Source organism: uncultured Clostridium sp. (assembly GCF_937920395.1).
GTDB lineage: Bacteria > Bacillota > Clostridia > Clostridiales > Clostridiaceae > Clostridium_AD.
This window is the reverse complement of record NZ_CALEVF010000207.1, coordinates 1-26,617: the sequence shown is the minus strand read 5'-3', so window position 1 is coordinate 26,617 and position 26,617 is coordinate 1. Positions and strand designations below refer to the sequence as shown.

Annotated in this window: 30 protein-coding genes and 1 pseudogene; 23 read left to right on the top strand and 8 right to left on the bottom strand. The window is 28.9% G+C overall.

Annotated elements, in window-relative coordinates; genetic code table 11:
- Positions 1-138: 138 nt before the first annotated feature.
- From Q0649_RS13130 to Q0649_RS13115, 4 genes are read right to left on the bottom strand one after another with little or no spacing between them, the layout of a single operon-like run.
- Positions 139-567: a DMT family transporter gene (locus Q0649_RS13130; RefSeq protein ID WP_298842692.1), complete on the bottom strand. Its 429-nt coding sequence runs from the start codon at positions 565-567 to the stop codon at positions 139-141.
- A gap of 58 nt (positions 568-625) precedes the next feature.
- Positions 626-1,111 carry a dUTP diphosphatase gene (locus tag Q0649_RS13125; protein ID WP_298842689.1) on the bottom strand — a complete coding sequence of 162 codons (486 nt, stop codon included), beginning with the start codon at positions 1,109-1,111 and terminating at the stop codon, positions 626-628.
- On the bottom strand, positions 1,098-1,649 hold the full coding sequence (locus Q0649_RS13120; RefSeq protein ID WP_298842686.1) for a 2'-5' RNA ligase family protein: 552 nt from the start codon (positions 1,647-1,649) through the stop codon (positions 1,098-1,100). The genes Q0649_RS13125 and Q0649_RS13120 overlap by 14 nt, the downstream gene beginning before the upstream one ends.
- 30 nt (positions 1,650-1,679) lie before the next feature.
- On the bottom strand, positions 1,680-2,228 hold the full coding sequence (locus Q0649_RS13115; RefSeq protein ID WP_298842683.1) for a hypothetical protein: 549 nt from the start codon (positions 2,226-2,228) through the stop codon (positions 1,680-1,682).
- A gap of 245 nt (positions 2,229-2,473) precedes the next feature.
- Between Q0649_RS13115 and Q0649_RS13110 the strand changes: the two genes are divergently transcribed.
- The 11 genes from Q0649_RS13110 (at position 2,474) to Q0649_RS13060 (ending at position 11,634) form a co-directional block, all read left to right on the top strand.
- Entirely contained in the window at positions 2,474-2,635 is a 162-nt protein-coding gene (locus Q0649_RS13110) for a DUF1540 domain-containing protein (RefSeq protein WP_298842680.1), read from the top strand.
- 198 nt (positions 2,636-2,833) lie between these two features.
- Complete coding sequence (locus Q0649_RS13105) at positions 2,834-4,090, top strand: UDP-N-acetylglucosamine 1-carboxyvinyltransferase (protein ID WP_298842677.1); 1,257 nt, start codon at positions 2,834-2,836, stop codon at positions 4,088-4,090.
- A 25-nt stretch (positions 4,091-4,115) separates the two neighbouring features.
- Positions 4,116-4,901, top strand: a complete 786-nt coding sequence (locus Q0649_RS13100; RefSeq protein ID WP_298842675.1) for an MBL fold metallo-hydrolase — start codon at positions 4,116-4,118, stop codon at positions 4,899-4,901.
- Positions 4,902-4,977: 76 nt separating this feature from the next.
- Entirely contained in the window at positions 4,978-5,541 is a 564-nt protein-coding gene (locus Q0649_RS13095; protein WP_298842672.1) for a GerMN domain-containing protein, read from the top strand.
- A 123-nt stretch (positions 5,542-5,664) separates the two neighbouring features.
- Positions 5,665-6,162 (top strand): SEC-C metal-binding domain-containing protein, encoded by a 498-nt coding sequence (locus Q0649_RS13090; RefSeq protein ID WP_298842670.1) that lies wholly within the window; start codon positions 5,665-5,667, stop codon positions 6,160-6,162.
- Positions 6,163-6,322: 160 nt separating this feature from the next.
- A complete protein-coding gene (locus tag Q0649_RS13085) occupies positions 6,323-7,207 on the top strand; it encodes an ABC transporter ATP-binding protein (RefSeq protein ID WP_298842667.1) in 885 nt (294 codons plus the stop codon).
- Positions 7,208-7,212: 5 nt separating this feature from the next.
- Positions 7,213-8,010 carry an ABC transporter permease subunit gene (locus Q0649_RS13080; RefSeq protein WP_298842663.1) on the top strand — a complete coding sequence of 266 codons (798 nt, stop codon included), beginning with the start codon at positions 7,213-7,215 and terminating at the stop codon, positions 8,008-8,010.
- A 59-nt stretch (positions 8,011-8,069) separates the two neighbouring features.
- The gene (locus Q0649_RS13075; RefSeq protein WP_298842657.1) at positions 8,070-8,867 is read left to right on the top strand and encodes an ABC transporter permease subunit; all 798 of its coding nucleotides are present in this window, start codon (positions 8,070-8,072) and stop codon (positions 8,865-8,867) included.
- Between the two features lie 57 nt (positions 8,868-8,924).
- Positions 8,925-9,404, top strand: a complete 480-nt coding sequence (gene rlmH, locus Q0649_RS13070) for a 23S rRNA (pseudouridine(1915)-N(3))-methyltransferase RlmH (RefSeq protein WP_298842654.1) — start codon at positions 8,925-8,927, stop codon at positions 9,402-9,404.
- A gap of 81 nt (positions 9,405-9,485) precedes the next feature.
- On the top strand, positions 9,486-10,178 hold the full coding sequence (locus Q0649_RS13065) for a response regulator transcription factor (protein ID WP_298842651.1): 693 nt from the start codon (positions 9,486-9,488) through the stop codon (positions 10,176-10,178).
- Positions 10,171-11,634, top strand: a complete 1,464-nt coding sequence (locus Q0649_RS13060; RefSeq protein WP_298842648.1) for a HAMP domain-containing sensor histidine kinase — start codon at positions 10,171-10,173, stop codon at positions 11,632-11,634. Before Q0649_RS13065 ends, Q0649_RS13060 begins: the two co-directional genes overlap by 8 nt.
- A gap of 71 nt (positions 11,635-11,705) precedes the next feature.
- On the opposite strand, the gene Q0649_RS13055 is transcribed toward Q0649_RS13060, so the two are convergent.
- On the bottom strand, positions 11,706-12,002 hold the full coding sequence (locus Q0649_RS13055; RefSeq protein WP_298842645.1) for a hypothetical protein: 297 nt from the start codon (positions 12,000-12,002) through the stop codon (positions 11,706-11,708).
- Between the two features lie 167 nt (positions 12,003-12,169).
- Here Q0649_RS13055 and murI point away from each other — a divergent pair, with 167 nt between their 5' ends.
- The 7 genes and pseudogenes from murI to Q0649_RS13020 all read left to right on the top strand — a co-directional run bounded on the left by murI (position 12,170) and on the right by Q0649_RS13020 (position 18,008).
- On the top strand, positions 12,170-12,943 hold the full coding sequence (gene murI / locus Q0649_RS13050) for a glutamate racemase (protein WP_298842643.1): 774 nt from the start codon (positions 12,170-12,172) through the stop codon (positions 12,941-12,943).
- A 253-nt stretch (positions 12,944-13,196) separates the two neighbouring features.
- Positions 13,197-13,631, top strand: a complete 435-nt coding sequence (locus Q0649_RS13045; RefSeq protein WP_298842641.1) for a hypothetical protein — start codon at positions 13,197-13,199, stop codon at positions 13,629-13,631.
- A 144-nt stretch (positions 13,632-13,775) separates the two neighbouring features.
- Positions 13,776-14,294 carry a peptidylprolyl isomerase gene (locus Q0649_RS13040; protein WP_298842638.1) on the top strand — a complete coding sequence of 173 codons (519 nt, stop codon included), beginning with the start codon at positions 13,776-13,778 and terminating at the stop codon, positions 14,292-14,294.
- Positions 14,295-14,368: 74 nt separating this feature from the next.
- Positions 14,369-14,746 (top strand): DUF3783 domain-containing protein, encoded by a 378-nt coding sequence (locus Q0649_RS13035; RefSeq protein WP_298842636.1) that lies wholly within the window; start codon positions 14,369-14,371, stop codon positions 14,744-14,746.
- A gap of 164 nt (positions 14,747-14,910) precedes the next feature.
- The gene (locus Q0649_RS13030) at positions 14,911-15,576 is read left to right on the top strand and encodes a S24 family peptidase (RefSeq protein ID WP_298842633.1); all 666 of its coding nucleotides are present in this window, start codon (positions 14,911-14,913) and stop codon (positions 15,574-15,576) included.
- 73 nt (positions 15,577-15,649) lie between these two features.
- Positions 15,650-17,311 (top strand): annotated as a pseudogene (locus Q0649_RS13025) (methyl-accepting chemotaxis protein).
- A gap of 28 nt (positions 17,312-17,339) precedes the next feature.
- Positions 17,340-18,008: a phosphatase PAP2 family protein gene (locus tag Q0649_RS13020; RefSeq protein ID WP_298842630.1), complete on the top strand. Its 669-nt coding sequence runs from the start codon at positions 17,340-17,342 to the stop codon at positions 18,006-18,008.
- A 73-nt stretch (positions 18,009-18,081) separates the two neighbouring features.
- Here Q0649_RS13020 and Q0649_RS13015 read toward each other — a convergent pair whose 3' ends face one another.
- Both Q0649_RS13015 and Q0649_RS13010 read right to left on the bottom strand, forming a co-directional pair.
- Positions 18,082-19,020 (bottom strand): radical SAM protein, encoded by a 939-nt coding sequence (locus tag Q0649_RS13015; RefSeq protein WP_298842628.1) that lies wholly within the window; start codon positions 19,018-19,020, stop codon positions 18,082-18,084.
- 71 nt (positions 19,021-19,091) lie between these two features.
- On the bottom strand, positions 19,092-20,165 hold the full coding sequence (locus Q0649_RS13010) for a transporter (protein WP_298842625.1): 1,074 nt from the start codon (positions 20,163-20,165) through the stop codon (positions 19,092-19,094).
- Positions 20,166-20,407: 242 nt separating this feature from the next.
- Here Q0649_RS13010 and Q0649_RS13005 point away from each other — a divergent pair, with 242 nt between their 5' ends.
- The 5 genes from Q0649_RS13005 (at position 20,408) to Q0649_RS12985 (ending at position 25,724) form a co-directional block, all read left to right on the top strand.
- The gene (locus tag Q0649_RS13005) at positions 20,408-21,481 is read left to right on the top strand and encodes a hypothetical protein (RefSeq protein ID WP_298842623.1); all 1,074 of its coding nucleotides are present in this window, start codon (positions 20,408-20,410) and stop codon (positions 21,479-21,481) included.
- A 132-nt stretch (positions 21,482-21,613) separates the two neighbouring features.
- Positions 21,614-22,543: a TIGR01212 family radical SAM protein gene (locus Q0649_RS13000; RefSeq protein WP_298842621.1), complete on the top strand. Its 930-nt coding sequence runs from the start codon at positions 21,614-21,616 to the stop codon at positions 22,541-22,543.
- 164 nt (positions 22,544-22,707) lie between these two features.
- Entirely contained in the window at positions 22,708-23,817 is a 1,110-nt protein-coding gene (locus tag Q0649_RS12995; protein ID WP_298842618.1) for an ABC transporter ATP-binding protein, read from the top strand.
- A gap of 13 nt (positions 23,818-23,830) precedes the next feature.
- Positions 23,831-24,781, top strand: a complete 951-nt coding sequence (locus Q0649_RS12990) for a CdaR family transcriptional regulator (protein WP_298842615.1) — start codon at positions 23,831-23,833, stop codon at positions 24,779-24,781.
- A 238-nt stretch (positions 24,782-25,019) separates the two neighbouring features.
- Positions 25,020-25,724: a 2-phosphosulfolactate phosphatase family protein gene (locus tag Q0649_RS12985; protein WP_298842612.1), complete on the top strand. Its 705-nt coding sequence runs from the start codon at positions 25,020-25,022 to the stop codon at positions 25,722-25,724.
- 408 nt (positions 25,725-26,132) lie between these two features.
- Here the strand turns inward: Q0649_RS12985 and Q0649_RS12980 are convergent.
- The coding region (locus tag Q0649_RS12980) for a class I SAM-dependent rRNA methyltransferase (RefSeq protein WP_298842609.1) at positions 26,133-26,617 on the bottom strand (485 nt) is incomplete at its 5' end.

Genomic DNA, 26,617 nt, shown 5'->3' with positions numbered 1-26,617 from the left:
AAATTTTAGATAGATATTTCACTAAAATCTTTTAGAGTTTCGCAATCAGCTATATTGTTTCATTATATATATATTATGCAAAATTTTAAGATGTGTTAATAGAGAATAAAGGTATAATATTTAAATGGAAAGGGTAATTTACCCTTTCCATTTAAATATTATTATACCTAAAATCATAATGCCAACGCCTATAAATTTAAAAATACCAAATTTCAGCTGGGTAGCTCCAAATAGTCCAAATCTATCAATTATACCAGCAGCGAGTAGCTGAGCAACTAATATAATAGCAATAGAACAAGTTGGTCCCATATTTGTTATGCCGAGCATTACAGAAAATATAATGATTGCGCCTAGTACTCCTCCAAGCAAATAAAATTTATTTACATCTTTTATTGCTTTAAAATTACCATTTCCAGCTATAAGAAGTATTATTAAAGTCAAAATTAAACCAGTAAATTGGACAAAAACATTAGTTTCCCATAATCCGATTTTTTCACTTACCCTTGTATTAAAAACACCTTGAAGGCTCATACATATACCTGCGATTATAGAAAATATTATGCCCAATTACAATCACACTCCTCTAAGGTAGTTTACCCAGAATGTTTTGTAATATTAAAATGTTTTAGTATCCATTATCTTGTCTTTCATGGTTAATTTTGTTTTTATAAAAATATCCGTTTTCAATATCTTCTTCAGAAAAACCAAGATTTAGACCTAAATTTAAAAAATTATGAAAGATAATTGAATAGTTATCTAAGGAAGATAAAGTTGCAAAATTTGCTATAGTTATATATAAATTTAAAAATTGCTCAGATAATTCACGAGTTGTATTTTTTACATTTAAAGTAATGGTTTGAAAGCTTTTTTCAAGGCCTAAGCTTAAAATAAAGTGTAGACAATCAACGTATTCTTCGAGAATTACATCTTTACTTGATGATTCTTTTGTACTCCAAAATTTAAAACAGCGAGTTTCATTTGCGAGTTCTCCAAGTTCTACTTGAAGTGACAATATTTTTTTATTAAACAACTGGACGCCCTCAAGATGATGCTCAGTCTCAATTCTATGGTCTAAAGTATTTTGCATCTCAAATAATTTATTTAAATTCATATTTTTTAACCACCATTTCGTCATTATTATTTATAGGTTTCCAAAGCTCTATAGCATTAATTGTTATAGTTCTTTTGAAATTTTCATCTTTAGCTAAGTTACAAGCTGATAAATATTCGTTATTAGACCATTCTCTATCCGCGAAAGTTGTACTCGCAAGTGAAACATGTAAATTCCAATTTTCAATATGTTCTCTAACACCAAATCCTTGTGTTTTTAATGTAGAGTTTATATTTTTAGATAATTCAAATATAGTACCTTTGTTATCAATGTTTAGGTTTACAGATTTAAAGGGAGGGGCAAAACATATTACACCATTTAATTCAACTTTAAATTTAGTATAATCTTTAAGTATATTTTTCAAAAAAGCATCTAAATCACTAATGTCGGGATCAGTAATTGTCTCTAACGTTATATGAAGTTTAGGTAAAGTTGTATTTCCATTGTAAAGATTATATTTGGTGCAAAGTGATTTTTGAATAGACTCAATATATTCATAGGAAAGTTCATCGAATATACCAACTAAGTAATAAATCATTTTTTCCCTCCTTTAAACTAAAATATATTTTTAGTATTCTCTTAGTTCATAAGTTTTAACTAAAATTTCTTTTTTATTATTTACTTGCTTCCATAATTCTAGCTTAGAAACCTTTACAAATTTTAAAAAGTCATCTTTAGACAAATTCGGATCAATAGAAATGGTACCTACATTATAAGACTTTTTAATAATATGATTTGCATTAGCTATTAGTATACGTAAATCAATAAAATCATCATCAGTCTTAACATTAAAACCATGTAAGGCTAAAGTGTCTGTAATATTTCTTGCTATACGAAAAATGTAGCCTTTGTCTTCAACTTTAAGATTAACTTGACTTGAGTTATCTGTTAATTCAATGCTGTTATTTATGCCTATTTTAAAGTGTTTATAAGGAGCTAGAATTTTAGAAATAACTACATCTAATTTATCTACATCAGGATTTGTAATAGTACTTACAGTTATATAAAGGCTAGGTGAGCTTTTGTATAGTTTGTATTTTCTACAAATATCCCTTTGAATATTTTGAACTATAGAATTTGATAAATCATCAAATAATGCAACTAAAAAATATTTCATGTTTGTCCTCCAAGTGAAATTAATAACCAAGATTGGTTAATATTATTTTGATTAAATTATAAGTTTATTATAACATAATTTTTGTTATTTGTACTTTTTGTGTAAATTTATGTAATAGAATTTATTTGAAGTCGTTAAATGAGAGAAGTATACATTTATTAATATAAATAGTTTTTGATTTATTGCATAAATTATGACAGTATTACTAATGATAGAGTTGTAGTAAATAAATGGAGGTGTTTTTTATGGAGCATAATAATAGTATAGGGTGTGTAGTAAGCGAATGTGAATATCATTGTAAAGATGACAATTTTTGTACTTTAAACAAAATTGATGTTGTAAAACATGAAAGTGTTGCTAAAACACTAGAATGTACAGACTGTGGTAGTTTTAAGACAATGAGATAATATAAGAATCACCCGTGTTTTATGCGGGTGATTTTTATGTTTTATAAATAAAAATTATAAATATTGTGTTAAACATAATAATATTACACCACATTTTTGAAATAAGTGCTAGAATATAATGTAGGTATGGTATAATTGAATTATATGTATAAAAATAAAAATACTTAATATATAAGGTATAGTGAGGATGATACAAATATGGATAAATTGGTAATTAACGGGGGTCGACGTATCCTTGGTCAAGTGGAAATAAGTGGTGCAAAAAATGCGGCAGTAGCAATTTTACCAGTAGCTATAATAGCAAGTAAGGGTAAATGTATCATTGAAAATATTCCAGATATAGAAGATGTAAATTGTATTGAAAGAATATTAGAAAACTTAGGTTGTGAAATTAAAAGAGAAAAAGATTCAGTTACAATAGATAGTACAAGTATAACTAGTATAGATGCTAATACAGAGGATGTAAGAAAAATGAGAGCATCCTATTATTTGATTGGTGCACTTTTAGCCAGATTTAAAAAAGCTAGAGTAGCACTTCCAGGTGGTTGTCCAATAGGTGCTAGACCAATAGATCAACATATAAAAGGGTTTGAGGCCCTTGGTGCAACGGTGACTATCGAAAATGGAGCAGTAAATGTTGAGGCTGACAAGTTAATAGGGACTAGTATTTATTTCGATGTTGTTAGTGTAGGCGCAACAATAAATGTAATGACTGCTGCGACTCTTGCAGAAGGAACGACTATTTTAGAAAATTCTGCAAAAGAACCACATGTTGTTGACGTGGCCAATTTTTTAAACTCTATGGGAGCAAATATTAAAGGTGCAGGTACGGACGTTATAAGAATTATAGGTGTTGAGGAATTGACAGGATGTACTTATAGTGTAATTCCAGATCAAATTGAGGCAGGTACATTTATGATAGCAGCTGCTGCTTGTGGTGGAGAAGTAACTGTAAATAATGTTATTCCAAAACATCTTGAATCAATTTCTGCAAAACTTATAGAAATGGGAGCAGAGGTGACTGACGGTGGGGACAGTGTTACTGTTAAGGCAAATGGAAGACTAAAGGCTGTAAATATTAAAACTTTGCCTTATCCAGGTTTTCCAACGGATGTTCAACAACCAATGAATACACTACTATGTGTTTCAGAGGGAAGAAGTATAATTAACGAGAGTATTTGGGAATCTAGATTTAAACATGTAGAACAGCTAAACAAAATGGGCGCGCATATAAAAGTAGATGGAAGCGTTGCTACAGTGGATGGAGTAAAGAAACTTGTAGGAACGGTTGTTGTTGCATCAGATTTAAGAGCAGGAGCAGCTTTAGTTATTGCGGGGCTTATAGCAGAAGGTACCACAGAAATCCTAGGTATAGAACATATTGATAGAGGATACCCAAATATAGAAGAAAAATTTAGAAACATAGGTGCAGACATAAAGAGAGTTACTATATAACAATTTTAAATTAAAGGAGATAATTATGATTTTTTGTCCATTATATAGTGGAAGTAGTGGAAATAGTATATTTGTAGCGTCACAAAATACAAAAATTCTAATTGATGCAGGTATGCCGGGGAAAAGTATTGAAGGTGCACTTAAATATATAAATCAAAACCCTAATGATCTCGATGGTATTTTTATTACTCATGAACACTCTGACCACATAAAGGGTGCAGGTATTGTTTCAAGAAGATATAATATACCGATTTACGCAAATGAAGACACTTGGAAAGCTATGGAGAGTAAAATAGGGAACATAAAAGAAGATAATATAAGAATTATAAATAAGAATTCTGTGGATATAATGGATATGCACATAACAAATTATAAATTATCACATGATGCAGCAGCACCTATAGGGTATGCTTTATATACTGGGGAAAAGAAAGCCTGTATAGCTACTGATTTAGGTTACTTTTCAGAGGAAGTAAAGAATATAATAAAAGATGCTGATGTGGTTTTACTTGAGAGTAACCATGATGTAGAAATGGTGAAATTCGGTCCATATCCATATTCATTAAAAAGAAGAATATTAAGTGATGTAGGTCATTTATCTAATGATGCATGTGGACAAGCTATAGTGGATACAATGAGCAATAAACATAAACATATAATTTTAGGTCACTTAAGTAAAACAAATAATTTTCCGGATTTGGCTTATCAGACAGTGGTTAATATTCTTAAAGAAAATAATATTGATATAGGTAAGGATATTTCTTTGAATTTAGCAAAAAGAGATATGCCAAGTAATCTAATTGAATTTTAATTGTATTTAAGAAGAATAGATATTACTACCTCGGTAGATTCAAAACTTTAGTGAATTATTAAAGGAGAGGTCAAATATGAAAAAAGCAATTCCAATATTACTATGTTCTATTCTAGTTGCTTCAACAGTTGCATTTTCAGGGTGCGAAGAAAAAGATGCGAAGAGCGTCACCAATAAAGAAAAACTTGAAAATCTAAAACTACCTCTAGAAAAAGATGGCTTTATTCAATTGGGTATTTATTTTGATGGGACTAAAGATGGGTCTACAGTGAAAGTGGTTAAAGATGAGAGACTTGTTAACAAGGAAGAACTCATTGGTGAGACTATCATGCAGGAACTTATAAAAGGGCCTACTGTAAAAAGTGAACTAAAACCAATACTTCCGAGGGAAACTAGATTGCTTAGTTTTTCAATTAAAGATAATATTGCTTATGTAAATTTAAGCAAAGAAGCTAAAGTAAATATGTCAGAGGCGAAAGAAAAAAGTTGCCTTCAAAGTATAGCAGCATCATTAACTCAATTATCGTCTGTAAAAAAAATTAAAATGACGCTTGAGAATAATGATATTGATACTATAGGTGGAAACTATGATATATCTAAGCCTTTTAGTAAAGAAGGATTAATACTATTAAAGAAATAGATAGTAAAAAATAAACAAATATATTAAATTATGAGGATTAAACGTATATTTTAAATATTAGCGAATTTTTTATTATAATAATGGGATATAATAAATATATTATGATTTGAAGGAGAATAGAATATGAGTTTATATAAAGAGTGGACAGATATGGTGGTTGATTATGTTAAACGTAGAGGAGAAGAGGCGTTTTGGCATGACTATGGTGAAATAGAAAGACGTATTTATACTAAATTATTAGCAAACCATACAGATAAGGTAGAGGGTACAATGGAAGAGCTTGCTAAACACTTTGAAGTATCTAACATATATTTTATGGGGTTTACTGATGGAATAAATGATAGTCTTTTAGAACCTGTACAATTAGAAGAAACTGAAAGTGACACAGAAGTTAATTTAAAAGTAGATTATGAAAAACTTTATTTTAATATGTTAGATGCAAAAGCCGATTATTTATATGAACTTCCTCAATGGGAAGGTATTTTTTCAAAAGAAAAAAGAAAAGAAATTCAAATATCATATAGAGATTCTAAAACGGTAGTTAATAATGATAAAGTTGGAAGAAATGATCCATGTCCTTGTGGAAGCGGAAAGAAATATAAGAAGTGTTGTGGAAAATAATTTTAGTTTAATTATATAAGAAAATTAAAAACAAACAAATGATAGTAATGGACTTTGCCTTTGGGACAAGGTTTGTTACTTTTTTATTTATCTATGATTATTCTTCAGAGCTTATTATTAATTAATTTAAAAAACGCATCATGTATAAGGGGGCTTATTAATGAATGTTATTGAAATTAAGAATTTGACTAAAAATTATGGTAAATCAAGAGGGATTACAGATGTGAGTTTTAATGTTAAGCAAGGAGAAATTTTTGGATTTATCGGACCTAATGGTGCAGGAAAGTCTACAACTATAAGAACTTTGCTAGCTCTTATTTATCCAACTAGTGGTAGCGCTACTATTTTTGGTAAGGACTGCATAGAGTTTGGCCCTGAGATTCGAGCGGAAATAGGGTATTTGCCATCAGAAATTTTTTATTATGATAATATGAAGGTTATAGATTTATTAAAGTATTCAGCTAGCTTTTACAAGAAGGATTGTAGTAAAAGAATTGTAGAATTATCACAAATAATGAATCTTGATCTTAATAAAAAAATAGATGATTTATCCTTAGGTAATAAAAAGAAAGTTGGCATTGTTCAAGGGCTATTACATTCACCTAAACTTATAATACTTGATGAACCTACTAGTGGACTCGACCCACTTATGCAACAAAAGTTTTTTGAACTCCTTGAGGAGGAGAATAAAAAGGGTGCTACAATATTACTTTCTTCTCATATTCTAAGTGAAGTCCAGAGATTATGTGACCGCGTTGCAATTATTAAAGAAGGTAAAATAATAAAGCTTGATAAGATTAGTACATTACAAGAAAATAATCATAAGAAGTTCAAAATAGAGATGAAGTCGAAAATAGATAATAATTACTTTAAGTTCAGTGGAGTGAGTAATTTAGAGATAAATGGTAATATAGCAAGTTTTATATTTAGTGGAAATATTAATTCTATTATAAAAAAAATTTCAGAGACAGAAATAAAAAATATTTGGATTGAAGAACCAGATCTTGAAGAAATATTTATGCATTATTATGAGAAGGAGGAGTAAAAGATATGAATATGTTTATTCATGAACTTAAGGCTTACAGAAAGTCTACTGTTATATGGACTATTTCTTTAGTAACTCTTGTTGTTCTATTTCTTACGATGTTTCCTTCTTTTTCAAAGGAAGCCGACGCGTTTAAAGAAGTTATGAAAGGCTTTCCAGAGCCAATAAGAAAAGCCATGGGATTCTCTATAGATAGCATATCTTCTGTTTTAGGTTTTTATTCATATATGTTTTTATATATAACACTCTGTGGCGCTATTCAGGCTATGAATTTAGGAACCTCAATTATATCAAAGGAGGTTAGAGGCAAAACTGCAGATTTTCTTTTAACTAGACCAGTTACTCGAAGGGCGATAATGACATCAAAACTTTTGGCATCTTTATGTTGCCTTGTAATTACGAATGTAGCTTACTTTATAGCTTCTAGCTTTATGGTGTCACTTGTAGCAACAGAAAAATACAGTTATAAAATATTTTTTATGATTTCTATTACATTATTTTTTATTCAACTCATGTTTCTTGCTTTAGGAATTATAATTTCTGTTTTAATTCCTAAAATTAAATCAGTATTGCCAATATCTCTTGGGACGGTATTTTCATTTTTCGTTATAGGTATGTTTGCAGCGACATTAGGTGATAACAATATGAGATATATAACACCATTTAAGTATTTTGATACAACATATATTTTGAAAAATTCTAGTTATGAAGTTTCATTTATCATAGTAGGAATAGTATTTATTGCTTTGGCAATTACTAGCAGTTATCTTATATACTCTAAAAAAGATGTTCATGCTGCTTAGATACTGGTGTGATTTATAGCGATTACAGATAATTAGGAATATTAACAGGAGGTTATTTTATGAATGTGTTTATTGTAGAAATGAAGGCTCATAGAAATGTACTTATCATATGGGCTGTTGGTATAATATTTATGGTTGTAGCCGGCATGGGTAAATATGTTGCATTATCATCCTCTGGTCAATCAATGAATGATTTATTTGCACAAATGCCAAAATCTATGCAAACACTTTTTGGTATAGGTATTTTTGATTTGTCAAAGGCTAGTGGCTATTATGGAATGCTATTTTTATACTTAGCGCTTATGGCAACTATTCATGCGATTATGCTTGGTGCTAATATAATTTCAAAGGAAGAAAGAGATAAAACCGCAGAATTTTTATTTTCAAAACCTATTTCAAGAAATAAAATCATAACAGCAAAGCTTGCAGCAGCTTTTATGAATATTTTAATATTTAATATTATCACTTTAGTTTCTTCAATCGTAGTAGTGGGAAAATATAGCAAGGGTGAATCTGTAAGCGGTGAAATCATAACGTTAATGGTTGGAATGTTTGTTATGCAACTTATATTTATGTTTACTTCAACAGCTATAGCTGCTGTAAGTAAGAATCCTAAAACAGCGACATCCATTTCAACAGCCGTTCTTTTAATTACATATATACTATCAATGGTAATAGATTTAAATGGTAAACTCATAAATCTTAAATATTTTACACCGTTTAAGTATTATGAAGCTAAGAATTTGATATTAGGAAGTGGTTTTCAATTGAGTTTTGTAATACTATCAATTGTAATTGTTTTATCAATGATAAAAACCACATATGTGTTTTATAAAAGGAGAGATTTGAGCATATAGTAATAATGTGTTATATGTATGAAAAATGTTATACAAGAAAACTAAAGGAGACTTAGAATGAGCATAACGATAATATGTGTAGGGAAAATAAAAGAAAAATACCTAAAAAGTGCTATAGATGAATACACCAAAAGATTATCCAGATATTGCAAACTGAATATAATTGAGTTAAGTGATGAGAAAACTCCGGATAATGCTTCGTTAAAAGAAGAGATATTAATAAAAGCTAAAGAAGGAGATTCTATACTTAAGAATTTAAAGGATAATATGTTCGTTATTGCTCTAGAGCTAAAGGGAAATATGATATCCTCAGAGGAGCTTTCAAATTACATAAGGGATTTAGGAGTGAGGGGGGAGAGTAATATAGCCTTTGTAATTGGAGGGTCATTAGGTTTGTCTAAAGACGTATTAGAAAGGTCTAATTATAAACTATGTTTTTCGAAGATGACTTTTCCACATCAGTTATTTAGAGTTATGCTACTTGAACAAATTTATAGAGGATTTAGAATAATAAGTGGTGAACCATATCATAAGTAGGGAAAATAGTATGAGTTAACATATTATTTGAGTTGAAGCAAACTTTTAGGTTACAATTTATAAAGATGGGAGGGATGCATAATGAATATCTTAATTGTAGAGGATGAACAAGATATAAGGGAATTGCTAGAAATTCATTTAGCAAAAGAAGGATATAAAATTTTCACGGCAGAAGATGGTCTTCAGGCTTTAGATATATTTGAGAATAAAGATATAGATATTGCACTACTTGATGTTATGATTCCGAAAATTGATGGATTTAAAGTTCTTAAAAAGATTAGAGAAACTAGTGAGATACCAGTGATTTTTATAACTGCAAGGGAAGAAGAGGCTGATAAAATACTTGGTCTTGGGCTAGGAGCGGATGATTATGTAATAAAACCATTTAGTCCTATCGAAATAGTTGCGCGTGTTAAGGCTCAGCTACGACGCTATTATAAATACTCTAATAAAACTCATAAAACTGGAATAGTTGTTGGAGAGTTAAGGCTAGACAAGGATAGTTGTTGTATTTATAAAAACGATATAGCTTTAGCTTTAAACCCAAAGGAATATAGGTTATTAGAGTTTATTTTAGAAAATCCAGGAAAGGTATATACTAAAAAGCAGCTATATGAAATAGTATGGTGCAATTCATATTATGGAGACTCAAATACTATTATGGTACACATAAGCCATATTAGAGAAAAGATTGAAGAAGACCCTAAGAATCCTAAATATTTAAAAACAATAAGATGTATAGGTTATAAAATGGAGTTACACCATAATGAATAGAAAAAAATTAAAAAAAATAGGAGTTTACTTTAAAAGTAAGAAAATGGCTACTCAATTATTAAAAAATTACATTATATTTACAATTATATTAATTGCAATATTCATGCTAACGATGGTAACTTTATTATTCTATTTTTCTTCTAATTATTTAAATTTACCGACAGATAGTGCCACAGCGGAGTATATTATAAAGCAAAATTATAAAGATATAAATGTAACAAATTTTATAAAACATAAGGGTTATGTTGAAGTACTTGATAAAAACTTAAATATTATTATGGAAAATGGTAGTAAACATAAAGTGGGATTTAAATACTCCCAGAAGTATTATAATGATATGATCACTAATAATTTAAAGGATGGTTATTTTTATTCTAGTAAATATGGTGCAAAAAAAGAGTTCATACTAATTACAGCTATGCCAAACAGTATATTCGATGCCTATACGTGGGGGTTTGAACATAAAAAGCAATTGGAAGAGGTTAGTAATCGTAAGAATTATGGATTTAGCTTCTTAACAATATTTCCATTTATAATATTTATATTTTTAGTATCTACAATGGTGCTTTATTCTAAACTTACATCAATGATATTTGTAAAACCATTAAAAAAACTTTTAAAAGGTGTTAATACTGTAAAAAATGGACAATATTCAACAAGGGTTGAAATTAATTCTTTAAACGAAATTGGTCAATTAAAGGATGCATTTAATTTAATGGCAGAAAAGATACAAGAGGAGAAGTTATTAAAGGAAAAGGCAGAACATAACAGGAAAAGAATGATCCTTGATATATCACATGATTTAAAAAATCCATTAACAAGTATATTGGGGTATTCTGAATTTTTACTCGAGAATGATGATGTTGATATAGAAGATAGGAATAAGTTGTTAAAAGTTATTAATAACAATAGTAGACGAGCTAATGACCTAATTCAAGATTTATTTGAATTTTCACGAATTGAAAGTACAGAATATAAACTAAATGTAGGCAATCATGATATAGGCGAGTTTTTACGAGAACTAATTGCTGGATATGTTCCAATGATGGAGCAAAAGGGTGTTTTATATGAATTTACTATTACGGAAGATGAAGTTGAAATTCCTTTCGACAGAAAAAACTTAGATAGAGCATTAAGTAACATTTTATTAAATAGTATTAAATATAATAGTCCGGGTATTACAATTAATATCAAACTTTTATTAGATAATGAAGATGCTGTAATTATTATTGAGGATAATGGAATAGGAATACCTAAAGAATCTCAAGGTAACATTTTTGAACCGTTTGTACGCGTGGATACTACGAGAAATTCTAGAAGTGGTGGCACGGGGCTTGGGCTTGCAATATCAAAAGCAATAATTGAAAAACATGGGGGGAATATAACTTTAGTGCAGGATATAAATAAAGGTTGTAAATTTATAATAAAATTAAAGAAGAACGTAAATAATATATAGATTAGACATTTTCAAATAGAAGCTAATGGCACCTCGCATTTAAGGTAGGGTACCATTAGCTTCTGTATAATTTATTTGTTTTTATTAACTTTACTAATTTCTTTATCAAGATTTTTTATACGATTTTCAATTTTCTTTAAAGCATTACAGTAACCTAATAAAGACGAATCAATGCGACTATTAGTTTTGAAAATTGAGTATAATTCTTTTCCAAGATCACGATAGAGGTTATCCATATTATTTTCTTCGAAGTGGAGTTTATATTTAAGTTTAGATATTTCAATAAAATCTCCAGATTTATTTGATAAAACATCTAAACCATTGCTTATTGAATCTTTAATTTTGTACAAATTAGGTCCTGAAGGCATAACACTTCCTCCTTTTATGGTATAATTTAAATTAAATGGGTAGACTTAATAACATAATATTTAATAGAATGTATATATGTGACTAATAAACACTTGTATACCAATTAATAAATTTGTTTTTTATAAATTATATGTAAAATTATTAATTTTAATATGGTGGTGATAATGTGAATAATAGAGAAAGACCAATAGGATTTTTTGATTCAGGAGTAGGCGGAATAAGTGTTCTTAAGGAATCGTTAAAAGTTCTTCCAAGTGAAGATTTTGTTTATTTTGGAGACTCATTAAATGCACCTTATGGAACTAAAAATGTAAATGAAGTTAGAAAACTAACTTTTAAAGCAGTGGATTTTCTTTTGGAGAAGGGAGTCAAAGTAGTAGTGATCGCTTGCAATACTGCTACTAGTGCAGCCATTGATGCATTACGTAAGAGGTATAAAGATATACCTATAATTGGCATAGAGCCAGCACTAAAGCCTGCGGTGGAAGTTAGCAGGGGTAAAAGTGTAATTATTATGGCAACCCCTATGACTTTAGCTGAAAAAAAATTCGATAATTTAATGAAGTTGTATAATAAAGAAGTTAATATAATACCTTTACCTTGTGCAGGTTTAGTTGAACTTATTGAAAATGGAATTATAGAAGGCGATGAGATTAAGGAATACTTAAAAGAAAAATTAAAGGAGTTTAGCCATTTAGATGTAGCAGCTATAGTACTTGGTTGTACTCACTATCCATTTATAAAAAAAGAATTAAGTAAGATTGTTGGAGAAAAAACTATTATAATTGATGGAAGCATAGGTACAGTGAATCAATTAAAAAGGCAACTTACTTGTAATAATCTTTTGAATGAAAAGAAGACAAAGGGTATCGTAACTATATATAGTTCATCTACGAATGATAATACAATAGATTTAAGTTATAAATTATTACAACTATAATCTTATTATGTGAATGTTAAGAGAAAATATATACATATAAAATAGTCTAAAGCTAATTTAATTAGTTTTAGACTATTTTTATTTTTTATGGCATAGTTAAAACTAGCTTGTATAAAACAGATAATTAATATTAAATGTAGAGGGAGCAACATCATGTATATATCTAAAATTAAATTAATTATAGCAATAATATGACTAGGTGAATAGTATAAACTATACAAAGAGACTACAGAAATAAGGTGATGAAATGAGAGTGTTTCAATTAAAAAAAGATAGTGAGTATCACGTAGAGCAGGATACTTTTAATATGGAAATTGAAGGTATAAATAAAATTAATTGTATAACTATAGATAATCCTGTGCAAAATAATTGCCTATATGTTATAAATCATTTGGTATGTAAATTTGGGAAAAATAAGAACACTGCGCATTTAATTATTTCAAATAATGACAAACAATTTAAAGATACAACTACATTAGGTGGGTTAAACATTGGATATAAGTATGATAAAGAAGAAGACTTAGATAATTTAGAAATTGATATAGTTAATATTGATACAAATCGAGAAATAGATATATTAGAAAAATATTCTTTGATAATACTACCTGGAGGAAATATTCAAATAAAATTAGAAGAACCACAAGAAAAAATGAGTTTACTCATAAGTGTTGGTAAGGAAAACATTTAATTTTTGAAGTAGGATGACATTCTTAAGAATAGGTAGAGAGTAACTAATTATTTTTGAGGATGTCCTTATATATAAAAAATAGTAAATGATATAAAATGTGATATAATTTACTATGAGTACATAACATAAAGGAGAGATAAATATATGAATCCAATAGTAACGATTAATATGCAAGATGGAAAAGTGATAAAGGCTGAGTTATATCCAGAAGTTGCACCGAATACGGTAAATAATTTTATTAGTCTTATAAACAAGGGTTTTTATAATGGACTTATTTTTCATAGAGTAATTCCGGGATTTATGATTCAAGGTGGCTGTCCTGAAGGAACAGGAGTTGGTGGACCGGATTATTCTATAAAAGGTGAGTTCTCTTCTAACAAATTTAAAAATGATTTAAAACATTCAATAGGTGTTTTATCAATGGCTAGATCTAATGATTCAGATTCAGCAGGAAGCCAGTTCTTCATAATGGTAGCTGATTCTTATCATTTAGATGGAAGTTATGCAGCTTTTGGTAAAGTAACGCAAGGGTTGGAGTATGCTTTAGAAATAGCTAAAGTAAAAAGAGATTTTAGAGATAAACCAAATAAAGAACAAAAAATAAAAAGCATGAGTGTGGATACTTTAGGAATTGAGTACAGTGAGCCAAAAAAAATAAAGTAAATATATGAAAATAAAATTATTAAAATATTAAAATATTAAAATATTAAAATATTAAATTGTAGGGAGGATATAGTGTGGATCTTATTAATGAAAAAGGTATCCTTGCATATGGATTAACTGGTGTTGAAAAAGAAGTACTTAATGAGTTATTGGTAAAACAAAATATATTTCCTTGCAGAGTAATTGAAAAAAACATGGGAAATGTAACAATTAGGGAAGTATTGCAAGATATTAAAAAAATAAATGGTAATACACAATTACCTAAAGAAAAATTACTTATATTTAGTAATTTTGAAGACAAGGAATTGTATCAGCTAATTGATGACATAAGACAAATTAAAAGCAGTGATACAATACTTGCAGCAGTAACACCAACATCTATAAATTGGACGGTTAATTATCTTATGCATCAGTTGGTTGCAGAAAGAGAAGCTTATAAGAAAGGTGAATAAAGGATATGGTCCAAAATATAAATCTTCTGCTATAAGCAGAGGATTTATATTTTGTTATACACATAATCACAATATTTAAAAAAAATTTTTATACAGAGCAGAAATGGTGTAAAATTGTAATTAAATGATTAAAAACAAATATTCAATTGGAAAGGCGGAAAATTATGAGTAGAGTAGGAGATAGGATTAAACAAGTAAGAGAAATAAAAGAGGTAAGCCAAAAACAGTTAGGTAAAAAAATTGGAGTTTCTGAAGGGTTTATTAATGATATAGAAATGGGCAAAAAGGTTATAAATGAAAAACTTTTAGAGAAAATATCTAATGTTTTAGGAGAAGAGATCGAAGATAGATCTGTAGCTTTTGAAGATATAGAAGATACCAAGGAAAGGGGAACAAAACTCGAGAGACCAATTGCTGGAAAAGTAAATGAGGTTTGGAATGATGCATTTAGCTCAGTATTAAAAGATGTTTCCATCTATAAATATGATTTAGTTAAAGCTATAGGTATTAAACAAATGCCAATAATATCAAACAAAGTAGAAGGATATGCTCAAGATAAAGTGTTATTTTTAGAAATAGAAAATGATGATATGCTTGGGTTTAGAATTTGTAGTGGGGATATTGCTTTTGCTCATTTGACTCATGAGATAGAAAATAATTCTATATCATTATTAGATTATAATGGGGAAAGAGTTTTAAGGCAAATAAAGAAATTGGATAGTAATAAATTATTGTTAATAAGCAATAGAATTTCATTAAAAACTGAAACAGTCCCACATAACGATATTAAGGTAATTGCAAAACTAGATAGCATACAGTTTAAGATATAATTATTATTTTAATTATAAGGGTATGACATACAAAGAATAGTACAATCATTATATCCAAGGGGGAAGTGGTATTATGAAAGGAACAGTAGTAGCTACTTGGATGAAGACTTGTAGAAAGATTTATGGCGATGAAATAGTTAATGATGCGATGAAATCTGCAGGGTGGAATTCTAGAAAAATATTCTCACCGGTGGAGAATATAGATGATAAGCAAGTTAAAAATGTAATACAAGATATATCTAACAAACAAAACATATCTATTGATGTGCTTTGGAGAACCATTGGTAGGGATTATACCTATTTCAAGTAGAGAGGCTATTTTTACTTATAATTCTAAGAGAGCAATGTTTGATTACTTTTTAGGACTATTAGATGGTACATGTGAGTATTTTAATGAGAAAGTTAAAATTGAACAATTAGAAAAAACTTCTGATAGCTTAAATTTAAAGCTTACATTCGATAAGGATATTTATTATAAAAAAACATATAAAATAAATAAAATTCTATCATTAGGTTTTATTAATAATTATCATGGTAAAGTAGGTTTATTTACATTTATTATAGCTTTAATTTTCGAAGTGATATTAAGTGGTACAGGTGATATTTTAAAAGTAGTAGGTCTTTCTATCATTTCTGGATTAGCATCAAGTCTTGCATCTTTTATAATGGGAAGACCTGCGAAGTTAATTATGCAAACTATAGATCAGATTAATAGCAATAATTATGTTGAAGATGGAGATATTGTTACTTGTGATGAGTATGAGGATTTATATAAAAACATTAAGAAATATAAAAAAGGATTTAGATCAGATTTTGTTGAGTATAAGGGTGTAACTGATGAGATGGATACTTTTGCACAAAATATAAATACTATTTCTGGTAGAATGAAAGATACATCACAGGACATATCAGTAGTAGTTGAGCAAATGGCTGATACTTCTGTAAGTCAAGCGGAGAGCACTGAAAATGCTGTTTTGATTTTAAATGATAATATTAGATCGCTTAAAGATATTGTTAAAAATGAGAATGCCAATAAAGATGAATTAGAAAAAGCTCTTGAAAAGATAAATAATAGTTATGAAAGTGTTGATAAAACAAGTAAGAATATACTTGAAACCTTAGAAAAATTTAAGGGAGTAAAAGATAATGGTATAAAGCTTGAAACTAAGGCTCATGACATAACAAACATAGTATCAATTGTTCTCAAATTTCTGAGCAAACAAATTTACTCGCCCTTAATGCATCGATAGAGGCTGCACGTGCAGGCGAACAAGGGAAAGGATTTGCTGTTGTAGCAGATGAGGTTAGAAAGCTTGCAGAACAGTCTAAGAGTGCTGTGGAAGAAATAAATAGCAATCTGATTGAGTTTGTTAAGGATATAAATGTTCTTGTTGATAAAATTGGTGACCAATATGATATCTTGCAAAATGAGACCAAGGGGCTAGAGGACGTAAGAGATATAAGTTATGAGGCTACAATGTCTGTTAGAACTGTTTCTACAGCAATGATAGAGACTATAAATAATTTAGATAGAGAAGCTAAATCTATTGCAAATATATATGAAACAATAGAGTCTTTAGCTGCAATTTCAGAGGAGAATTCTGCATCATCAGAAGAGGTAAGTACAAGTGTTGCAACCTATACAAATGAAATTAAGAAGTTAATAGACAGTATATATGAGTTTAAAAAGATAACAAGCTCATTTAAAGATGATTTAAAGAAATATAAGATATAGTTATTATGAGGAAAGCAGGGCAAGAAAAATGGAACAATTACAAAAAAAAGTTATAACGTATCAATGGAAAGAAGTTATTAAAAGAGGAGTATTTGCACTAAGCATTCCATTAATAAGTTTGACTTATCCTCTTCTCAATCAAAACAGAGGAAATACTAACGACTTATTTACATTTATAGATAAACTTATACCTTTTAATAGGTTTTTTATAATACCTTATGTATCTTGGTATATATTTATAGCAGTGTTTTCAGTTATCTTATGTATATCAGATAAAGAGAAATATTTCAAGTTACTCATAACCTTAAATATAGGAATGATTACATGTTACATAATATACTATTTTTATCCAACATATGTTCCAAGACCTTTGATATTAGGAACAGATTTCTTTAGCAATTTGGTTTTGAATTTATATGCGGTGGACAATCCCTACAACTGTTTTCCTAGTATTCATGTTTTAAATTCAGTGCTTATAGCTTTATATATTTTTGAATCAAAAAAGGTTAGTAAATGGACAAAGGTAATTTGTATTATTATATCTGTCTCTATAATTTTATCCACTATGTTTATAAAACAACATTATTTTGCAGATGTGATTGTAGGCGTAATATTTGCTTTTGTTTTATATTTTGCTTTTAAAAATTTGAAATTTAATTTTCATAAAAATCAAGATATAACAAATTACATTGAATAAATAAAGGTTCCCATAATGAAAAATATGGGGGCCTTTATTTATTAAAAAATCAAATAGTTTAGAAAGCTGTTTACTATATTCCACTTAAATTAAAATCTGGTATAAAAGCGGTGGATGAAGTTCCAATATCTTGAATAAAACATTTTGTTATTCCTAAATTTAAACAGTAGTTTATTAAAGCATCATAATGAGCGGGGTTTATTTTCTTGTTTATTTCAGGATATTTAGTTGCTACATTTATAGGGGTATATTGATTCATTAAGCTAATATAAACATCATTATTAAAAGTGGTATGTATGAAGTCTATTATTTTTTTAGAATCAAATAATAAACCAGGTAGCATTAGATGTCTAATTATTACTCCCTTTTGAATTATACCATTATTATCAAGTTTTACTTTCCCTACTTGAGATACCATTTCAGTAATAGCTTTACTTGCAGTATTAAAATAATTAGGTGCTTTTGAATATTTAATTGCATATTTGTCATCATAATACTTTAAGTCTGGTAGGTAAACATCAATGAATCCAATAAGTGACTTAATGGTTTCTATACTTTCATAGCCATTTGAGTTATATAGAATAGGAATGCTAAGACCGCTTTGTTTAGATAGTTTTAAGGCTTCTATTATCTGGGGGACATAGTGGGTTGGCGTGACTAAATTTATGTTGAGGGCCCCCCTAGTCTGCTCCTCTAAAAAAATTTCACTAAGACGATTTATAGATATTGTTTTTCCGAAGCCTTCGTGACTTATTTTATAATTTTGACAAAATACACATTCCAGATTACAATCTGAAAAAAATATAGTGCCAGAACCTAATTCACCTGAAATACAAGGTTCTTCCCAATGATGCAGTGAGACTTTAGCTACTTTTATATATTGAGAAGCTTTGCAATATCCTAATTCACCATCAAGTCTATTAACAAAACATTTCCTAGGACATAAATTACATTTTTTTAGAATGTCTAAAGAGTTCGAATTGTCTGATTTTTTTGTGTTTTTATTTATCATCGTTATCTCCTTGCTTTATAAATACAAGTTTTTGAACATACAAGAATTGTACAACTTTGATATATAAAATGTCAATTCTGCTTTTTAGCAGTTTTTTTATAAAATAAAATACATTGAATTAAAAATATAAAACTTATTGCACCAAACCCAGGATAGAGGACTTTGATTAGAGTTTTAAAACCAATTTGAGAAACAGGTAAAGCTATAACTAGTATTAATAAAACAGCTTTCTTATACGATATATTAAACTTTTTCTCTAGAGTTTTACCGACGCTATAAATGTTGGAAACTTCAGTTGAAAACATTTCACAAAATATTACACAAAGTAGAAGAATTTGCATTAACATACCAAAACGGTGTGTTATATAAAGAAGGGGAATCTCATATTTAAAAATTTGAGGTATATTTAGTAAAAGCATTATATTTATTAAATAGCATAAAACAGTTAGACCTAATGCACCTAATATAACACCAGGAATAAGTACTCGTTTAGATTTGATTTCTTGACTTAAAGGGACGAGTACACCACTACAACATAACATATTAAAACCGGCGTAAAGCAAAGCTGAAAAAAACCATTGGCTTGGTATAATATTATCTTTATAAGATGGAATTTGTTTTATATAAGTAACACTTACCATATCTCTATAAAAAAATAAGTATAAAACAAATATGGTTACAATAATCGTAATTAGGGTTGGAACTATAAAAGAATTTATAGTTATCAATCCCTTAGTATCTTTAAGTACCGTATATAAAGAAATTATTGACATAAGTAAAATACCCACCCATTTTGAAATTCCAAAATATTGATGAAGAAGTGCGCCACTTCCAGCGAGTATAACGGCAGCACCACTTACTAAAAAAAAGCTTGTGAATATGTCTGTGATTATACCAAAAAAACCTGGACTTACGAGAGTTATAAGCTCAGTATAGGAGCTTAATTTATATTTTAGACTAATAGAAACAATAATTGAACTTATTACAATATAAATCAAACAACATACGAGAATCCCCCAAAAACTTACATATCCGTAAGTGCTGAAAAATTGAGTTATTTCTTGACCAGAAGCAAGGCCTGCTCCTACTATGGTACCAATAAATACAGCCGCAGTTTGAAATATTAAACCGATTGTTTTTTTCAAGATATCTCCTCCACAATATTATTAAATTAAGGCTAACATTTAAATAAAATGATTATATTTATAAATATATGTGTGTTATTTGATAATAAACAATAATTTCAATAAAAAATATTAATTATATAAATTAAAAATATAATTTGAGGGAAACTATAATTATAATAAATTATTTTAATTTATAAATATTAATCATTTTTGTAACTATAATTTTTATAATTAAAAATGAATTGAAGGGAGTGAAAATATTGAAAAAATTTTTAAGTTGCTTATTAATACTATTTTGTATTGTTAATATTACGGGATGTTCAAATAAAGAGGAAGAAACGAAAACGAAAATAAATAATTTTGAGATTAAAAGTGCAACAAATGTAGTTGAAAGTTATATGGATTTCATAATGAAAGAAGATTTTGAAAATGGTAAGAAACTATATACTAAGGAGTTATATCGTAAATCTGCTAATTTACCGATTAGTAATATGAAGATAAAAGGTTATAAAGTTACAGAAAGTAATGAGGTTGGTAAAAGTGGAATTTTTAAGGTGAGAGTTACTAAAACCTCAATTGGAAGCTCATTGTCTTGTATGGATGAATATTCTATTAAAATTGTTAAAGATGGAGCTGAATATAAAATAGGCGAAATTACTAATACACAACAAACGGAAGCGTTTATAGAAGGTACTGGTATTAGATATCGTGATAAAAGCAATGTAAAGACAAGTTTAATTATTGATGTATCTGGCATTCCTAAATATGCGTACTCAAAAAATGATGGAGCAAGGTTATACAAAACAATGGTACCATTAAAATCTTTTGGACCTATTAATTTTAGCTATGAAGGAGATAAAATTGCATTTAGCACTTATAATAAAAATTCTTTTATAGGTATTGTCAATATCGATGAATCTCTTGAAGTTCAGGGAAATGTTGATCAATCATCACAAGGTGGTGAATCAGGTGGATCTGGAGTAATGGCTAAAGAAAAACCAATAGGAAAGGATTTAGTACCAATAGATTTATTATTTAATTGCAAAGTGGAGTTTATGATATTTTCAACAGATGAAAAATTTTTACTTGTGCAATATAATAGCGAGAAAAATGGAAAATGTATCGGAGTTTATAAAGTAGAAAATGGGGATATGATTCCAATTAATTTTGAAAAATATTATCCTATAGAAAAAGTTCAAATAATATTTTCTTCTTTTGGGGAGGATAGTATGACATATGAAGTAATCCCTAAATCAAATGGTAATGGGGCAGAAGGAAATATTATTGGGAAATGGGAATTAAGTTTAAAGGATTTTACCGTAAAAAAACTATAATTAATACACGCTTTGTAGAGATAAGGTATAATTAACTTAAGTTTAAAAAATAGATAACTAGTCTAAGGGCTAGTTATTTATTTTAATATGTCAGCTCCGTAGGAGATGATTAAATAAGAAAGGAAGAATCTAATGGAGAATTCATGGAATGGCAAAAGATACAATAGTTTAAATTATTTTTTAAGAGAAAAATTTGGTAGTAAGGTTTTTAAAATTGCTTTAGATGGTGGATTTTCTTGTCCTAATAGAGATGGAACTATAAGTAGTGGCGGTTGTTTGTTTTGTAGTGACAGGGGTTCTGGAGATTTCGCTGGGAATAGGACATTTTCTATTACAAAACAATTTGAAGATATAAAGATTATGATGAGTAAGAAATGGAAATCGGATAAGTATATTGCTTATTTTCAAGCTTATACAAATACATATGATAGTGCTTGCGTATTAAGACAGAAATACGAGGAAGCGGTATCACAAGAGGGTGTAGTAGCTCTTGCTATTGCGACAAGACCAGATTGTTTAGATGATGATGTATTAGATCTCATAGAGGAATATTCAAACAGAGTATATACGTGGGTAGAATTAGGTCTTCAGACGAGCTCAGATAAAAGTGCAAAAATTATTAATAGAGGTTATAAATTATGTAAGTTTGAAGAGGCATTAACTAATCTTAATAAAAGAAATATTGATGTGGTGGTTCATACTATTTTTGGACTTCCCGGGGAAAGTACTCAGGATATGCTTAAAACAATCGATTATGTTTCACATAAAAACATAAAAGGCATAAAGCTACATTTACTTTATCTTATAGAAAACACACCTATGGTGGAACTCTATAAACAAAAAAAACTTAAGTTTCTAACACAAGATGAATATGTTGATATTATTTGTAAAACAATATCTATGCTTCCACCTAATATGGTTATTCATAGATTAACTGGTGACTCGCCAAGGGAGCTATTAATAGGCCCTATGTGGAGTTTAAAAAAATGGGAAGTCTTAAATGCAATAGACAATAAACTGAAGGAGTTAGATTTATATCAAGGTAAAAATTTTATAGAGTAATTTTAAAATAAACAAGTTCTATATTACTATAGTGACAATTTGTATCTTTCTACAAATTAACTTCATCACTTTTGGGGGTATTGAGAATAGATATATATGATTTAAAGGATTACAATATACTTATATTGAAAATCATTAAAACAAACATATAGGGGGAATATATTATGTCAAGTTTATCATTAAGACACATATACAAGGTTTATGATGGCAATGTAACAGCGGTTAAGGATTTTAATCTTGAAATAGAAGATAAAGAGTTTATAGTTTTCGTAGGACCTTCAGGGTGTGGTAAATCAACAACGTTAAGAATGATAGCAGGTCTTGAAGAGATATCAAAAGGTGAAATATATATTGGCGATAAAATCGTAAATGACGTAGCACCTAAGGATAGAGATATAGCAATGGTTTTTCAGAACTATGCATTATATCCTCATATGACTGTATATGATAATATGGCATTTGGATTAAAATTAAGAAAAATGCCAAAAGATGAAATAAAGAAAAAAGTTACTGATGTAGCTAAAACACTTGATATAGAACATTTACTTGATAGAAAACCCAAAGCATTATCAGGTGGACAAAGACAAAGAGTAGCACTTGGAAGAGCAATAGTAAGAAATCCAAAGGTATTCTTAATGGACGAGCCACTATCAAATCTAGATGCTAAACTTAGAGTACAAATGAGAACAGAAATATCAAAACTACATCACAAACTTCAAACAACATTTGTATATGTAACTCATGATCAAACAGAAGCTATGACTATGGGAACAAGAATAGTTGTAATGAAAGATGGGTTAGCTCAACAAGTAGATACTCCACATAATATATATGAGCACCCAGTTAATATATTTGTTGCTGGATTTATAGGAAGCCCTCAAATGAATTTTATGGATGCTAAGATTTTAGAAAAAGATGGTGAAATTATAATTACTTTTGATAATGAAACTTTAGTGATTCCAAAGGATAAAGCTAAAATTTTAAGAGAAAAATCATATATAGGTAAAACTGTTATAATGGGAATTAGACCAGAAGATATCGATGATGGTGCTACTTTCATTGAGGCTCATAAAGATGCAATTGTAGAAGCTAAGGTTGAAGTTGTAGAACTTATGGGAGCAGAGACTAATATTTATATGTCAAAAGGAGATACAAACATAGTCGTAAGGGTTAATGGATCATCTATGGCTAAGGTTGGAGATAAAATTAAAATTGCTTTGGATATAAATAAAATTCATATATTTGATAAGGAAACTGAAAACACGATAATATAGGGGGCGACTGAAAATGTACAATTTTACTGAATTCTTAAAAAATTTAAGTCGTTCTTCAAAAATACCATTTAATGTAGTTACCCAGGATGGTAACTTACTATATACCAGTGACTTAGATGTTAAAAATTCACATATAACTAACTTTTCTATTATGCTTGGAAGTGTTACAAGCATAATTAGTTTAGAAAAGCAGTATGAAAATTGTATAGCTTTGCTCAAATATACTATCGAAAATAAGTATACCCAACTCTTTTTATCTAAGGAGCAAGCGGTTATTGATATCTTAGAGAATAGAGAAATTTCAATTGATAACATTAATATAAATTTACCTTTTCTTAAAAATGGATGTTATGTTATATTGATAAGTGTTAATGGAAGTAAGTATGAAGCTTTGAATATCATAAAACAAATATATGATAATGAGGTAGTTGTAAGTTTAATATATAATGATATCATAATCGTAATTGGTGAATTTTCTGAAGTCCAGCAACATATAGAAAGTATTAAGGAATCTATATCATCTGATTTGTATTGTGAATGCTATGTGAGTTATGGTGATATAACTTATGATATAAAGGGAATTAAGAAAGCATATAATGATGCAATAGAGTGCATGATATTTGGTAAAAAATTTGATATAAAAGATCATATATTTAATTACAATAAGATGTTATTTGAAAAAATTGTATACAATATAGATCCTAAGATTAAGCAAGAACTGTTATATATGTTAAAAGATAAATTTGATGCTTTTGATAGTCAAATGATTGTAACTATTGAGCAATTTGTGGATTGTGGTCTTAATATAAGTGATGCAGCTAGAAAGTTATATGTTCATAGGAATACATTAATTTATAGACTGGATAAAATTAAGAAAGAAACAAATTTTGATATTAGAAATTTCAAAGATGCATCAGTATTTCTTATAGCCTTTCTGATATGGAAGGGAAATAAGGTAGAGTAACTTTTTTTCTTAGATATGCAATAACGAAAGTATATATTGATTGAATACTTTTGATAGCATTAACTAAGAAAAAAAGTAATATTGCAAAAAGGCATCACCTGTGGTGATGTAATGAAAGAGACTTCATAGGGATAGTTAAACTCCCTATGAAGTCTTTTATTTGTTATAAGGAAAATGATGGTGTTATAATTATGTTAGGTAACATCGAACCATTATAATTGAAAAGGGGATAGAGAATATGAAAATAGATATAATAATTTCTGCTGATGATATAAAAAAGGAAAAAATAAAAAATAAGATTGTGGTAGTAATAGATATGCTTAGAGCAACTAGCGTAATAGTTACTGCAATGAATAATGGATGTAAGGGTGTAATTCCTGTTTTGACGGTGGAGGATGCATCTGAAATTGTTAAAAATAGTAAAGAAGAGTTTATGCTTGGGGGGGAGAGAAATGCATTGAAAATAGAAGGCTTTCATTATTCTAATTCTCCACTTGAATACACCAGAAAGTCCATTGAAGGCAAAACACTTGTAATGACTACTACTAATGGGACTAAAGCTATAAAAGGCTGCAGAGGGGCTAGTAACATCCTAATAGGGTCAATGCTAAATGCCAAAGCCATTGCAACAAGAATAGTATCCTTAAATAAGGATGTAGTAATAGTTAATGCGGGGACTTATGGTGAATTTTCTATAGATGATTTTTTATGTAGTGGGTATATAATAGATTGTGTATTAAAACTATCAGAGGCAAAGCTTTCAGACATAGCCGTAACTTCTCATTACATATACAAAAACAATGAAGATATTCATACTTTTATAAAATATGCCAATCACTATAAAACAATTATGAAGTTAGGACTCTCTTCAGATTTAGAATATTGCTGTCAAAAGGATATTATAGACATTGTTCCAGAATATAAAGATGGAACTATATTATAAGTAGATTATACAGATGGGATTGGATATTAAGTGGTTTATAAAGAAATAAAAAAGTATATATTACGTAAAATGCATTTGAACAAGCATTAGCAGTACTAATTTTTTTATCTGTAGACTCTTAGATATAACTTAGTGTAAATACATAATAGTATGACTTTCACCGGAAGTGATTTGCAATAAGAAAAGCAGAAATATTGAAATCCCATTTAGGAGTTCTTGTTTCGTAAATGAAAAATTCTCGTGAGCCTGACAGGACGTCAGGCTAGCAAACCTGAGGCAGGAATCCGAATGTGAGCGTCAGAGAATTTTACATGAACAAAACATTAGAAGCCCTTAATGGGATTTTGTAATTCAAGTTCTTATTGCAAGTCATGCAGGTGAATGTCATACGGACATATTTCTTTTACTTTATACCACTTGGAATATGTAGAACTTTAAGTAGTAAGATTCATCAGAATTCCAAAGTATTGGATGATCTGCTGCTTGAGTTCTAAATTCTACTTGTCTTAATGTTCTTTTAGCATCTAGAGCTGCATCAGCAATAGTATCTGCAAACATATCAGGTTTCATAAAGTGAGAGCAAGAGCAAGTTACAAGATATCCACCTGGCTTAACTAATTTCATACCACGTAGGTTAATTTCTTTGTAGCCCCTTGTTGCTCCATCTATTGTGGAACGAGATTTTGTAAAAGCTGGAGGGTCTAGTATTACTACATCATATTGCCTTTTTTCTTCTCTTGACCATTCTCTTAATATATCAAAGGCATTGTGGCATTCGAATTTAACAATATCCTCAAGGCCGTTAAGTTCTGCATTTTTTCTTGAGAATTCTACCGCGTATTCAGATATATCTACACCAAGTACACTTTTAGCGCCTGCTATACCAGCATTAA

Coding starts and splice junctions, on each gene's coding strand:
- Q0649_RS13105 (WP_298842677.1), top strand. CDS start 2,834: ATGGATAAATTGGTAATTAACGGGGGTCGACGTATCCTTGGTCAAGTG.
- Q0649_RS13100 (WP_298842675.1), top strand. CDS start 4,116: ATGATTTTTTGTCCATTATATAGTGGAAGTAGTGGAAATAGTATATTT.
- Q0649_RS13120 (WP_298842686.1), bottom strand. CDS start 1,649: ATGATTTATTACTTAGTTGGTATATTCGATGAACTTTCCTATGAATAT.
- Q0649_RS13000 (WP_298842621.1), top strand. CDS start 21,614: ATGGAGAATTCATGGAATGGCAAAAGATACAATAGTTTAAATTATTTT.
- rlmH (WP_298842654.1), top strand. CDS start 8,925: ATGAGCATAACGATAATATGTGTAGGGAAAATAAAAGAAAAATACCTA.
- Q0649_RS13075 (WP_298842657.1), top strand. CDS start 8,070: ATGAATGTGTTTATTGTAGAAATGAAGGCTCATAGAAATGTACTTATC.
- Q0649_RS12995 (WP_298842618.1), top strand. CDS start 22,708: ATGTCAAGTTTATCATTAAGACACATATACAAGGTTTATGATGGCAAT.
- Q0649_RS13095 (WP_298842672.1), top strand. CDS start 4,978: ATGAAAAAAGCAATTCCAATATTACTATGTTCTATTCTAGTTGCTTCA.
- Q0649_RS13055 (WP_298842645.1), bottom strand. CDS start 12,002: ATGCCTTCAGGACCTAATTTGTACAAAATTAAAGATTCAATAAGCAAT.
- Q0649_RS13040 (WP_298842638.1), top strand. CDS start 13,776: ATGAATCCAATAGTAACGATTAATATGCAAGATGGAAAAGTGATAAAG.
- Q0649_RS12990 (WP_298842615.1), top strand. CDS start 23,831: ATGTACAATTTTACTGAATTCTTAAAAAATTTAAGTCGTTCTTCAAAA.
- Q0649_RS13110 (WP_298842680.1), top strand. CDS start 2,474: ATGGAGCATAATAATAGTATAGGGTGTGTAGTAAGCGAATGTGAATAT.
- Q0649_RS13085 (WP_298842667.1), top strand. CDS start 6,323: ATGAATGTTATTGAAATTAAGAATTTGACTAAAAATTATGGTAAATCA.
- Q0649_RS13015 (WP_298842628.1), bottom strand. CDS start 19,020: ATGATAAATAAAAACACAAAAAAATCAGACAATTCGAACTCTTTAGAC.
- Q0649_RS13020 (WP_298842630.1), top strand. CDS start 17,340: ATGGAACAATTACAAAAAAAAGTTATAACGTATCAATGGAAAGAAGTT.
- Q0649_RS13030 (WP_298842633.1), top strand. CDS start 14,911: ATGAGTAGAGTAGGAGATAGGATTAAACAAGTAAGAGAAATAAAAGAG.
- Q0649_RS13115 (WP_298842683.1), bottom strand. CDS start 2,228: ATGAAATATTTTTTAGTTGCATTATTTGATGATTTATCAAATTCTATA.
- Q0649_RS13080 (WP_298842663.1), top strand. CDS start 7,213: ATGAATATGTTTATTCATGAACTTAAGGCTTACAGAAAGTCTACTGTT.
- Q0649_RS13090 (WP_298842670.1), top strand. CDS start 5,665: ATGAGTTTATATAAAGAGTGGACAGATATGGTGGTTGATTATGTTAAA.
- Q0649_RS13125 (WP_298842689.1), bottom strand. CDS start 1,111: ATGAATTTAAATAAATTATTTGAGATGCAAAATACTTTAGACCATAGA.
- Q0649_RS13065 (WP_298842651.1), top strand. CDS start 9,486: ATGAATATCTTAATTGTAGAGGATGAACAAGATATAAGGGAATTGCTA.
- Q0649_RS13060 (WP_298842648.1), top strand. CDS start 10,171: ATGAATAGAAAAAAATTAAAAAAAATAGGAGTTTACTTTAAAAGTAAG.
- Q0649_RS12985 (WP_298842612.1), top strand. CDS start 25,020: ATGAAAATAGATATAATAATTTCTGCTGATGATATAAAAAAGGAAAAA.